This window comes from Yersinia sp. KBS0713 (assembly GCF_005937895.2).
Lineage (GTDB): Bacteria > Pseudomonadota > Gammaproteobacteria > Enterobacterales > Enterobacteriaceae > Yersinia > Yersinia bercovieri.
The window spans coordinates 291900-304329 of record NZ_CP042173.1; the positions used below are offsets into that span (position 1 = coordinate 291900).

Sequence of the window (12430 nt, forward strand, 5' to 3'; positions counted from 1 at the left end):
TAGAGAGTCTCTAGAGCATCCTTCGGCTTGGTTTGCTTTGCGATGCGAAGCAAAGTTGTTTGTTCTGAATCATAGTGACAGGTTGGTTTATGAGTGCGAATACCGAGGCTCCAGGGAGCGGACGCGGCCTGGAAACGGCTAAATGGCTAATCGTTGCTGTATTGTTAGTTGCAGCTATTGTTGGCAATTATTATTACCGTGATTTCAGCTTGCCGCTGCGCGCGTTGGCAGTTGTAGTAATTATCGCTGTTGCCGGTGCTGTTGCGCTGATGACGGCAAAAGGTAAAGCCACTGTAGCGTTTGCTCGTGAAGCACGCACGGAAGTGCGTAAAGTGATTTGGCCTACCCGTCAGGAAACTCTGCACACAACGTTAATCGTTGCTGCGGTAACTGCTGTAATGTCACTGATTCTATGGGGGCTAGATGGTATCCTGGTCCGCTTGGTATCATTTATTACTGGCCTGAGGTTCTAAGATGTCTGAAGCACCAAAAAAGCGTTGGTACGTCGTTCAGGCGTTTTCCGGTTTTGAAGGCCGTGTAGCTCAATCGCTACGCGAGCACATCAAGTTACATGACATGGAAGAGCTGTTTGGCGAAGTCATGGTTCCAACGGAAGAAGTCGTCGAGATTCGCGGTGGTCAACGCCGTAAAAGTGAACGCAAATTCTTCCCAGGTTACGTCCTGGTCCAGATGGTGATGAACGATGCCAGCTGGCACTTAGTGCGTAGTGTGCCACGTGTTATGGGCTTTATCGGTGGTACATCCGATCGCCCAGCACCAATCAGTGATAAGGAAGTTGATGCGATTATGAATCGCCTTCAGCAAGTGGGTGATAAGCCACGTCCTAAAACACTGTTTGAACCAGGTGAACTGGTACGTGTTAGCGATGGTCCATTTGCCGACTTCAATGGTGTCGTTGAAGAAGTGGATTACGAAAAGAGCCGCTTGAAAGTATCTGTTTCCATCTTTGGTCGTGCAACACCGGTCGAACTGGACTTCAGTCAGGTAGAAAAAGCCTGATTCATTTTTCGACAATGGTTGAAATTTGAGTCTTGTCTTAGGCGCGAAATTACAATATAATTTCGCGCCTTTTGTTTTTAGATGTTTTGCTTTTGTCATCCGTGGCAAACCCTAAGCGAGACAAAACACGGGGAGCCTCAAACGAGGCGATATTACCCAAATCGAGGAAATCGTAAATGGCTAAGAAAGTACAAGCCTATGTCAAGCTGCAAGTTGCAGCTGGTATGGCGAACCCAAGTCCACCAGTTGGTCCAGCTTTGGGTCAGCAAGGTGTTAACATCATGGAATTCTGTAAAGCGTTCAATGCTAAGACTGAAAGCATCGAAAAAGGCCTGCCGATCCCTGTTGTTATTACTGTTTATTCTGATCGCTCTTTCACTTTCGTTACTAAAACCCCGCCAGCAGCAGTTCTGCTGAAAAAAGCGGCAGGTATTAAGTCTGGTTCCGGCAAGCCGAACAAAGACAAAGTAGGGACCGTGACCAGTGCTCAGGTTCGTGAAATCGCAGAAACCAAAGCTGCGGATATGACTGGTGCTTCAATTGACGACATGATGCGTTCAATTGAAGGTACTGCTCGTTCCATGGGCCTGGTAGTGGAGGGTTAATAAATGGCTAAGCTGACCAAGCGCATGCGCGTGATCCGTGACAAAGTTGATGTTACTAAGCAATACGATATCAACGAAGCTGTTGCCCTGCTGAAAGAGCTGGCTACTGCTAAATTCGTAGAAAGCGTGGACGTTGCCGTTAACCTCGGTATCGATGCACGTAAATCTGACCAGAACGTTCGTGGTGCAACTGTGTTGCCACATGGTACTGGCCGTTCAGTACGCGTTGCTGTTTTCGCTCAGGGTGCAAACGCTGAAGCTGCGAAAGAAGCAGGCGCTGAATTGGTAGGTATGGAAGATCTGGCTGACCAGATCAAGAAAGGCGAAATGAACTTCGACGTTGTTATTGCTTCCCCGGATGCAATGCGCGTTGTTGGTCAATTAGGCCAGATCTTGGGTCCACGTGGCCTGATGCCTAACCCTAAAGTGGGTACTGTTACTCCTAACGTTGCTGAAGCAGTTAAGAATGCTAAAGCGGGTCAGGTTCGTTATCGCAACGACAAAAACGGTATTATCCACACAACAATTGGTAAAGTTGATTTCGACTCAGAGAAGTTGAGAGAAAACTTAGAGTCACTGATTGTTGCGCTGAAGCGTGCTAAACCAGCTACAGCGAAAGGCGTTTATATCAAGAAAATCAGCCTGTCCACTACCATGGGCGCCGGCGTTGCTATTGATCAAAGCGGCCTGACTGCAGTAGTGAGCTAATCACTATTTGCTTTTATCGCTTTACGTGGGCGTAAGGTTTGTCTAGAATCTTACGCCCATGCTTCTGTTGAAGGTGTTTTTTTCTCTCAACAGAAAACAGAATTTTTCGGTTGGAGCTTGGCCTTATCCAAGCCTCCGTCCAAGACCGCAGGTGTTCTGTAAAGAACTTAATCTCCTGCGTAGACGGTGACAGAACCTAAAGAAATTTTTTCTCTTTTTATAAAGAATTGAAAAGAATAGTCTTTGCTGGATTCTGCTCACCGTGTTTCAACGCCCGTTCACTGCATTTTGTAGTGTGTTGGGTGACGTGAGTTCCGGGGAATTACTCCCCGGTTAATCCAGGAGCAAGAACTAATGGCACTAAATCTTCAAGGCAAACAAGCGATTGTTGCTGAAGTTAAAGAAGTAGCCAAAGGTGCGCTGTCTGCGGTTGTTGCGGATTCTCGTGGCGTTACCGTTGATAAAATGACTGAACTGCGTAAAGCAGGTCGTGAAGCTGGCGTTCACATGCAAGTTGTTCGTAACACCTTGCTGCGTCGCATTGTTGAAGGCACTTCATTTGAATGCCTGAAAGACACGTTTGTTGGTCCAACCTTGATTGCATTCTCTACTGAGCACCCGGGCGCAGCTGCTCGTTTGTTCAAAGCTTTTGCTAAAGATAATGCAAAATTTGAGGTTAAAGCAGCAGCCTTTGAAGGCGAGTTAATCCCTGCGGCTCAGATCGACCGCCTGGCAACTCTGCCGACCTACGAAGAAGCAATCGCACGTCTGATGGGAACCATGAAAGAAGCCGCTGCTGGCAAATTGGTTCGTACTCTGGCTGCGCTGCGTGACCAGAAAGAAGCTGAAGCGGCTTAATCGCCCTCGCTTTTTTAGTCATTGCTTTTTAACGTATTAACTATTTCTGTATTTTAGGAACACTTGTTATGTCAACTATCACTAAAGACCAAATTCTGGAAGGCGTTGCAGCTCTGTCTGTAATGGAAATCGTTGAACTGATCTCTGCTATGGAAGAGAAATTCGGCGTTTCTGCTGCTGCTGTTGCTGCAGGTCCTGCTGCTGCTGCTGAAGCTGTTGAAGAACAAACTGAATTCAACGTTGTTCTGGCTTCATTCGGCGACAACAAAGTTGCAGTAATCAAAGCTGTTCGCGGCGCAACTGGCCTGGGCTTGAAAGAAGCTAAAGACCTGGTTGAATCTGCACCTGCAGTTCTGAAAGAAGGCGTGAACAAAGACGAAGCTGAGTCACTGAAAAAATCTCTGGAAGAAGCTGGTGCTTCTGTTGAGATCAAGTAAGTTAAGCTTTGAGTTCGCAGCCTAACTTATAGGCTGATGGCTGGTGACTTTTTAGTCATCAGCCTTTTTGCGCTGTAGGGCGTCAGTCGCATTTCACACTGTTTAGCGACTGACTAACCCCTAATATTCCTTTCTATTGACGACTTAATATACTGCGTTCTCAGCTACGACCCACTCGGGTAGCTCGGTAGTCAAAGTAACGCGATGAAATGGTTTAAGAGTGATAGAAAAGAGTATTCCGAGAGGTGTTTCGACTTCTCGATCAAAATAATAGTGTTGCATGACCTGTCCTAGTGTTAGGGCGGACAGAGTGGGTCACTGATCAGCGAGCTGAGGAACCCTATGGTTTACTCCTATACCGAGAAAAAACGTATTCGTAAGGATTTTGGTAAACGTCCACAAGTTTTGGACATACCTTATCTCCTTTCTATCCAACTTGACTCGTTCCAGAAATTTATCGAGCAAGATCCCGAAGGGCAGCACGGCCTAGAAGCAGCATTCCGTTCTGTTTTTCCAATCCAGAGCTACAGCGGCAATTCGGAGCTGCAATACGTTAGCTACCGTCTTGGTGAGCCAGTATTTGACGTCAAAGAGTGCCAGATCCGTGGTGTGACTTATTCCGCACCGCTGCGCGTTAAGCTGCGTCTGGTTATCTATGAGCGCGAAGCTCCGGAAGGTACGGTTAAAGACATCAAAGAACAAGAAGTCTACATGGGTGAAATTCCACTCATGACCGAGAACGGTACCTTTGTCATTAACGGTACTGAGAGGGTTATCGTATCTCAGCTGCATCGTAGTCCTGGCGTTTTCTTTGACAGTGATAAGGGTAAAACCCATTCATCGGGTAAAGTGCTGTATAACGCACGTATCATCCCTTACCGCGGTTCATGGTTAGATTTCGAGTTTGACCCGAAAGACAACCTGTTTGTCCGTATTGACCGTCGTCGTAAACTGCCTGCAACCATCATTCTGCGTGCATTGAATTTCACCACTACACAGATCCTGGATCTGTTCTTTGACAAAGTGGTCTTTGAGATTCGTGACAACAAGCTGCAGATGGAGTTGGTTCCTGAGCGTCTGCGCGGTGAAACGGCATCCTTTGATATTGAAGCGAATGGCAAAGTTTACGTCGAGAAAGCGCGTCGTATTACTGCTCGCCATATTCGCCAGCTTGAAAAAGACGGCATTGACCGCATCGAAGTTCCGGTTGAATACATTGCCGGCAAAGTAGTCGCAAAAGACTATATCGATGAGAGCACTGGCGAACTGATCTGCGCAGCCAACATGGAGCTGTCACTGGATCTGCTGGCTAAGCTGAGCCAGTCTGGTCACAAGCAAATCGAAACATTGTTCACCAACGACCTGGATCACGGTGCTTATATCTCCGAGACCCTGCGTGTTGACCCAACCAGCGATCGTCTGAGCGCTCTGGTTGAGATTTACCGCATGATGCGTCCTGGTGAGCCACCAACACGTGAAGCAGCTGAAAATCTGTTTGAGAACCTGTTCTTCTCTGAAGACCGCTACGACTTGTCAGCGGTTGGTCGGATGAAGTTCAACCGTTCACTGCTGCGTGACGAGATCGAAGGTTCCGGTATCCTGAGCAAAGAAGACATCACAGAAGTGATGAAAAAGCTCATCGATATCCGTAACGGTAAAGGCGAAGTGGATGATATCGACCACTTAGGCAACCGTCGTATTCGTTCCGTTGGTGAAATGGCTGAAAACCAGTTCCGTGTAGGTCTGGTTCGTGTTGAGCGTGCCGTTAAAGAGCGTTTGTCTCTGGGCGACCTCGACACCCTGATGCCTCAGGACATGATCAACGCCAAGCCAATTTCGGCCGCGGTGAAAGAGTTCTTTGGTTCCAGCCAGCTGTCACAATTTATGGACCAGAACAACCCGCTGTCTGAAATCACGCATAAGCGTCGTATTTCTGCATTGGGCCCGGGCGGTTTGACCCGTGAGCGTGCTGGCTTTGAAGTTCGAGATGTTCATCCGACTCACTATGGTCGTGTATGTCCAATCGAAACGCCAGAAGGTCCAAACATCGGTCTGATCAACTCCTTGTCTGTGTACGCACAGACCAATGAGTATGGTTTCCTGGAAACTCCGTATCGTCGTGTGCGTGACGGTGTGGTGACTGATGAAATCAACTATCTGTCTGCTATTGAAGAAGGCAACTTCGTTATTGCTCAGGCGAACTCCAACCTGGACGAAGACGGCCGCTTCATCGAAGACTTGGTCACTTGTCGTAGCAAAGGCGAATCAAGCCTGTTCAGCCGCGATCAAGTTGACTACATGGACGTTTCCACCCAACAGGTGGTGTCCGTTGGTGCTTCTCTGATTCCATTCCTGGAACACGATGACGCCAACCGTGCCTTGATGGGTGCGAACATGCAACGTCAGGCGGTTCCTACTCTGCGTGCTGATAAGCCGCTGGTAGGTACTGGTATGGAACGTGCGGTAGCGGTTGACTCAGGGGTAACCTCTGTAGCCAAACGTGGCGGTACTGTTCAGTACGTAGATGCATCCCGTATCGTTATCAAAGTTAACGAAGACGAAATGTATCCGGGCGAAGCAGGCATTGATATTTATAACCTGACCAAATACACCCGTTCTAACCAGAACACCTGCATCAACCAGATGCCGTGTGTGAATCTGGGTGAGCCAATCGAGCGCGGCGACGTGCTGGCAGATGGCCCATCAACAGACTTGGGCGAACTGGCATTGGGTCAGAACATGCGCGTAGCCTTCATGCCTTGGAACGGTTACAACTTCGAAGACTCCATCTTGGTCTCCGAGCGTGTGGTTCAAGAAGATCGCTTCACCACCATCCACATTCAGGAATTGGCATGTGTGTCTCGCGACACCAAGTTAGGGCCTGAAGAGATCACTGCCGACATCCCTAACGTGGGTGAAGCTGCGCTCTCCAAACTGGATGAATCCGGTATTGTGTATATCGGTGCTGAAGTAACTGGCGGCGACATTCTGGTGGGTAAAGTTACACCTAAAGGTGAAACCCAACTGACCCCAGAAGAGAAGCTGTTACGTGCGATCTTCGGTGAGAAAGCGTCTGACGTTAAAGACTCTTCTCTGCGTGTACCAAACGGTGTTTCCGGTACGGTTATTGACGTGCAGGTCTTTACTCGCGATGGCGTAGAAAAAGACAAACGTGCGTTGGAAATCGAAGAGATGCAATTGAAGCAGGCTAAGAAAGACCTGACTGAAGAGTTGCAGATCTTGGAAGCGGGCCTGTTTGCACGTATCCATGCAGTACTGGTTTCCGGTGGCATCGAAGCTGACAAGCTGAGCAAGTTACCACGTGATCGCTGGCTCGAACTGGGCCTGACCGACGAAGACAAGCAAAACCAGCTGGAACAGTTGGCAGAGCAGTACGACGAAATGAAATCCGAATTCGAGAAGAAGATGGATGCCAAGCGTCGTAAGATCACCCAAGGTGATGATTTGGCACCAGGCGTGCTGAAGATCGTCAAGGTGTATCTGGCGGTTAAACGTCAGATTCAACCGGGTGACAAGATGGCCGGTCGTCACGGTAACAAAGGTGTTATCTCCAAGATTAACCCGATCGAAGATATGCCTTACGATGAAAACGGTACGCCGGTAGACATCGTTCTGAACCCGCTGGGCGTACCATCGCGTATGAACATCGGTCAGATTTTGGAAACCCACTTAGGGATGGCAGCAAAAGGCATCGGCGAGAAAATCAACGCCATGCTGAAGAAGCAGGAAGAAGTTGCCAAACTGCGTGAGTTCATCCAGAAAGCCTACGATCTGGGCGACAACGTTTGTCAGAAAGTTGATCTGAGCACCTTTACCGATGACGAAGTACTGCGTCTGGCTGAGAACCTGAAAAAAGGTATGCCAATCGCAACACCTGTCTTCGATGGCGCGACAGAGAAAGAGATCAAGGAACTGTTACAGCTGGGTGGCCTGCCAACTTCTGGTCAGATTACTCTGTTTGACGGCCGTACCGGTGAGCAGTTCGAGCGCCAGGTTACTGTCGGCTACATGTATATGCTGAAACTGAACCACTTGGTTGATGACAAAATGCATGCGCGTTCTACCGGTTCTTACAGCCTGGTTACTCAGCAGCCGCTGGGTGGTAAGGCTCAGTTCGGTGGTCAGCGCTTCGGTGAGATGGAAGTGTGGGCGTTGGAAGCTTATGGCGCCGCGTACACATTGCAGGAAATGCTTACCGTCAAGTCCGACGATGTAAACGGCCGTACCAAGATGTACAAAAACATCGTGGATGGCGATCACCGTATGGAACCAGGCATGCCGGAATCCTTCAACGTATTGTTGAAAGAGATCCGCTCGCTGGGCATCAATATCGAGCTGGAAGAAGAGTAATTCTTCACCAGACGGCAAACTCTCATAGCCGGGAGTTTGCTGGTGGTTCGCACTGGTCACAGGGGCGCTCAAACCTAGGTTTTTATATTCTTAGGTTTGGATGCCTGGCAGGTCTAACTCCGACAGGAGCCAATCCGTGAAAGACTTATTAAAGTTTCTGAAAGCGCAAACTAAGACCGAAGAGTTTGATGCGATCAAAATTGCTCTGGCATCGCCAGACATGATCCGTTCATGGTCGTTCGGCGAAGTTAAAAAGCCGGAAACCATTAACTACCGTACGTTCAAACCAGAACGTGACGGCCTTTTCTGCGCCCGTATCTTTGGCCCAGTAAAAGATTACGAATGCCTGTGCGGTAAGTACAAGCGTTTGAAACACCGTGGTGTTATTTGTGAGAAATGCGGCGTTGAAGTGACTCAAACTAAAGTACGCCGTGAGCGTATGGGTCACATCGAACTGGCTTCTCCAACTGCGCACATCTGGTTCCTGAAATCCTTGCCTTCGCGCATTGGTTTGTTACTGGATATGCCATTGCGTGACATCGAACGTGTGCTGTACTTCGAATCCTATGTGGTTATCGAAGGCGGCATGACCAACCTGGAACGTCGTCAGATCCTGACTGAAGAGCAGTATCTGGACGCGTTGGAAGAGTTTGGCGATGAGTTCGACGCGAAAATGGGCGCCGAGGCGATTCAAGCACTGTTGAAAAACATGGATTTGGAAGCTGAGTGCGAGATCCTGCGCGAAGAGTTGAATGAAACAAATTCTGAAACCAAGCGTAAGAAGCTGACCAAGCGTATCAAGTTGCTGGAAGCATTCGTACAGTCTGGTAACAAGCCAGAGTGGATGATCCTGACCGTGCTGCCTGTGTTGCCGCCAGATCTGCGTCCATTGGTTCCATTGGATGGCGGTCGCTTTGCGACTTCTGATCTGAACGATTTGTATCGTCGCGTGATCAACCGTAACAACCGTCTGAAGCGCCTGCTGGACTTGGCAGCTCCCGACATCATCGTGCGTAACGAAAAGCGTATGCTGCAAGAAGCAGTAGATGCATTGCTGGATAACGGCCGTCGCGGTCGTGCAATTACCGGCTCTAACAAGCGTCCGTTGAAGTCACTGGCTGACATGATCAAAGGTAAGCAAGGTCGTTTCCGCCAGAACTTGCTGGGTAAACGTGTTGACTACTCAGGCCGTTCAGTGATCACCGTAGGTCCATACCTGCGTCTGCATCAGTGCGGTCTGCCGAAGAAAATGGCTCTTGAGCTATTTAAACCGTTCATCTATGGCAAGCTGGAACTGCGTGGTCTTGCTACCACCATCAAAGCTGCCAAGAAGATGGTTGAGCGTGAAGAAGCGGTTGTTTGGGATATCCTGGATGAAGTTATCCGCGAACACCCAGTGCTGCTGAACCGTGCACCAACCCTTCACCGTTTGGGTATCCAGGCGTTTGAACCGGTTCTGATCGAAGGTAAGGCAATCCAGTTGCACCCACTGGTTTGTGCGGCATACAACGCCGACTTCGATGGTGACCAAATGGCTGTTCACGTACCGCTGACACTGGAAGCCCAGTTAGAAGCGCGTGCGTTGATGATGTCTACCAACAACATCCTGTCACCAGCGAACGGCGAGCCAATCATCGTTCCTTCTCAGGACGTTGTATTGGGTCTGTACTACATGACTCGTGACTGTGTTAACGCCAAAGGCGAAGGCATGGTTCTGACTGGCCCGAAAGAAGCCGAGCGTATTTACCGCGCTGGTCTGGCGTCTCTGCATGCCCGGGTAAAAGTCCGTATTACTGAAGAAATTCGTAATATCGAAGGCGAAAGCACAACACGCACCAGCATTATCGATACCACTGTCGGTCGTGCCATTTTGTGGATGATTGTCCCGAAAGGCCTGCCTTACTCTATCGTTAATCAGCCGTTGGGCAAAAAAGCTATCTCCAAGATGCTGAACACTTGTTACCGCATCCTGGGCTTGAAACCAACGGTTATCTTTGCTGACCAGATCATGTACACCGGTTTTGCTTACGCAGCACGCTCAGGCGCCTCTGTAGGTATCGATGACATGGTTATCCCAGAAGCGAAAGCAGGGATCATCGAAGAAGCTGAAACTGAAGTTGCCGAGATCCAGGAGCAGTTCCAATCCGGTCTGGTAACAGCAGGTGAACGTTATAACAAAGTGATCGATATCTGGGCCGCGGCCAACGAACGTGTTGCCAAGGCGATGATGGATAACTTGTCGGTAGAAGACGTCGTTAACAGCAAAGGCGAAATCGAACAGCAGGTCTCCTTCAACAGCATCTTTATGATGGCCGACTCCGGTGCGCGTGGTTCTGCAGCACAGATTCGTCAGCTAGCAGGGATGCGTGGCCTGATGGCTAAACCAGATGGCTCGATCATTGAAACGCCAATCACCGCAAACTTCCGCGAAGGTTTGAACGTACTTCAGTACTTCATCTCAACGCATGGTGCGCGTAAAGGTTTGGCGGATACCGCATTGAAAACTGCGAACTCCGGTTACCTGACCCGTCGTTTGGTTGACGTGGCACAGGATCTGGTGGTAACCGAAGATGACTGCGGTACCCATAACGGTATCGTGATGACGCCGGTTATTGAAGGTGGTGATGTTAAAGAGCCACTGCGCGATCGCGTTCTGGGTCGTGTGACCGCTGAAGAAGTTATCAAGCCGGGTACGGCTGATATTCTGGTTCCGCGTAACACTCTGTTGGACGAAAAATGGTGTGATCTGTTAGAAGAGAACTCCGTCGACAGCGTTAAAGTTCGTTCAGTTGTAAGCTGTGAAACCGATTTCGGTGTGTGTGCTAACTGCTACGGTCGCGACCTGGCACGTGGTCACATCATCAACAAAGGTGAAGCAGTGGGCGTTATTGCAGCACAGTCCATCGGTGAGCCGGGTACCCAGCTTACGATGCGTACGTTCCACATCGGTGGTGCGGCATCTCGTGCGGCAGCAGAATCAAGCATTCAGGTTAAGAACAAAGGCACGCTGAAACTGAGCAACGTCAAGTTCGTCACCAATGCAGCGGGCAAGCTGGTTATTACTTCTCGTAATACCGAGCTGAAGCTGATCGACGAATTCGGTCGTACTAAAGAGAGCTACAAAGTGCCTTACGGTGCCGTAATGGGCAAAGGCGATGGCGCAGAAGTGGTTGGCGGCGAGACTGTTGCTAACTGGGATCCGCACATCATGCCAGTTGTGACCGAAGTGAGCGGTTTCATTCGCTTCGCGGACATGGTTGACGGCCAGACCATTACTCGCCAGACCGACGAACTGACTGGTTTGTCTTCTCTGGTGGTTCTGGATTCAGCAGAGCGTACCGGTAGTGGTAAAGACCTGCGTCCAGCACTGAAAATCGTTGATGCCAAAGGCAATGACGTATTGATCCCAGGTACAGATATGCCTGCTCAATACTTCCTGCCAGGTAAAGCGATTGTACAGTTGGAAGACGGCATTCAGATCGGTGCAGGTGATACCCTGGCGCGTATTCCGCAAGAATCAAGCGGTACTAAGGATATTACCGGTGGTCTGCCACGTGTTGCTGACTTGTTCGAAGCACGTCGTCCGAAAGAGCCGGCAATCCTGGCTGAAATCAGCGGGATCATCTCGTTCGGTAAAGAGACCAAAGGCAAGCGCCGTCTGGTTATCTCACCGTTAGATGGTAGCGATGCATACGAAGAGATGATTCCGAAATGGCGTCAGCTCAACGTGTTCGAAGGTGAAATTGTAGAGCGCGGTGACGTGGTCTCCGACGGCCCAGAATCTCCACATGACATTCTGCGTCTGCGTGGCGTTCATGCGGTGACTCGTTACATCACCAACGAAGTGCAGGAAGTTTACCGTCTGCAAGGCGTTAAGATTAACGATAAGCACATTGAAGTTATCGTTCGTCAGATGCTGCGTAAAGGCACCATCGTTGATGCAGGTAGCACTGACTTCCTGGAAGGCGAGCAGGCAGAAATGTCTCGCGTTAAAATCGCTAACCGTAAGCTGGCAGCTGAAGGCAAAATCGAGGCTACGTTTACACGTGACCTGCTGGGTATCACCAAGGCATCCTTGGCGACCGAGTCCTTCATCTCTGCGGCTTCGTTCCAGGAAACCACGCGCGTTCTTACTGAAGCGGCAGTTGCCGGTAAACGTGATGAACTGCGTGGCCTGAAAGAGAACGTTATCGTGGGCCGCCTGATTCCAGCCGGTACCGGTTACGCTTATCATCAGGATCGTGCGCGCCGTAAAGCACAGGGTGAAGCACCTGTTGTTCCGCAAGTTAGCGCGGATGAAGCAACGGCTAACCTGGCTGAATTGCTCAACGCCGGTTTTGGTAACAGCAAAGACTAAGCGCTTTGTTCGTCACCAAGCTAAAAAATGCTCCTTCGGGAGTAATAGCTATCAGTTAAGGATCAGTTGAGCGA

At 49.6% G+C, this 12430-nt stretch carries 8 protein-coding genes; all 8 read left to right on the forward strand.

Going from position 1 to position 12430, the window contains the following annotated elements:
- Positions 1-89: 89 nt before the first annotated feature.
- The 8 genes from secE (at position 90) to rpoC (ending at position 12356) form a co-directional block, all read left to right on the forward strand.
- The gene (secE, locus tag FFE93_RS01370) at positions 90-473 is read left to right on the forward strand and encodes a preprotein translocase subunit SecE (RefSeq protein ID WP_004704671.1); all 384 of its coding nucleotides are present in this window, start codon (positions 90-92) and stop codon (positions 471-473) included.
- Between the two features lies 1 nt (position 474).
- Entirely contained in the window at positions 475-1020 is a 546-nt protein-coding gene (nusG, locus tag FFE93_RS01375; protein ID WP_005277556.1) for a transcription termination/antitermination protein NusG, read from the forward strand.
- 176 nt (positions 1021-1196) lie between these two features.
- A complete protein-coding gene (gene rplK, locus FFE93_RS01380) occupies positions 1197-1625 on the forward strand; it encodes a 50S ribosomal protein L11 (protein ID WP_004393384.1) in 429 nt (142 codons plus the stop codon).
- Between the two features lie 3 nt (positions 1626-1628).
- Positions 1629-2333 (forward strand): 50S ribosomal protein L1, encoded by a 705-nt coding sequence (gene rplA, locus FFE93_RS01385; protein ID WP_005277558.1) that lies wholly within the window; start codon positions 1629-1631, stop codon positions 2331-2333.
- Between the two features lie 354 nt (positions 2334-2687).
- Positions 2688-3191: a 50S ribosomal protein L10 gene (gene rplJ, locus FFE93_RS01390; RefSeq protein ID WP_005277560.1), complete on the forward strand. Its 504-nt coding sequence runs from the start codon at positions 2688-2690 to the stop codon at positions 3189-3191.
- A 68-nt stretch (positions 3192-3259) separates the two neighbouring features.
- Positions 3260-3628: a 50S ribosomal protein L7/L12 gene (gene rplL / locus FFE93_RS01395; protein ID WP_004876762.1), complete on the forward strand. Its 369-nt coding sequence runs from the start codon at positions 3260-3262 to the stop codon at positions 3626-3628.
- A 342-nt stretch (positions 3629-3970) separates the two neighbouring features.
- Entirely contained in the window at positions 3971-7999 is a 4029-nt protein-coding gene (rpoB, locus tag FFE93_RS01400; RefSeq protein WP_005277562.1) for a DNA-directed RNA polymerase subunit beta, read from the forward strand.
- A 136-nt stretch (positions 8000-8135) separates the two neighbouring features.
- Positions 8136-12356 carry a DNA-directed RNA polymerase subunit beta' gene (gene rpoC / locus FFE93_RS01405; protein ID WP_005277566.1) on the forward strand — a complete coding sequence of 1407 codons (4221 nt, stop codon included), beginning with the start codon at positions 8136-8138 and terminating at the stop codon, positions 12354-12356.
- Positions 12357-12430 lie beyond the last annotated feature (74 nt).

Coding starts and splice junctions, on each gene's coding strand:
- nusG (WP_005277556.1), top strand. CDS start 475: ATGTCTGAAGCACCAAAAAAGCGTTGGTACGTCGTTCAGGCGTTTTCC.
- rplJ (WP_005277560.1), top strand. CDS start 2,688: ATGGCACTAAATCTTCAAGGCAAACAAGCGATTGTTGCTGAAGTTAAA.
- rplA (WP_005277558.1), top strand. CDS start 1,629: ATGGCTAAGCTGACCAAGCGCATGCGCGTGATCCGTGACAAAGTTGAT.
- rplL (WP_004876762.1), top strand. CDS start 3,260: ATGTCAACTATCACTAAAGACCAAATTCTGGAAGGCGTTGCAGCTCTG.
- secE (WP_004704671.1), top strand. CDS start 90: ATGAGTGCGAATACCGAGGCTCCAGGGAGCGGACGCGGCCTGGAAACG.
- rpoB (WP_005277562.1), top strand. CDS start 3,971: ATGGTTTACTCCTATACCGAGAAAAAACGTATTCGTAAGGATTTTGGT.
- rplK (WP_004393384.1), top strand. CDS start 1,197: ATGGCTAAGAAAGTACAAGCCTATGTCAAGCTGCAAGTTGCAGCTGGT.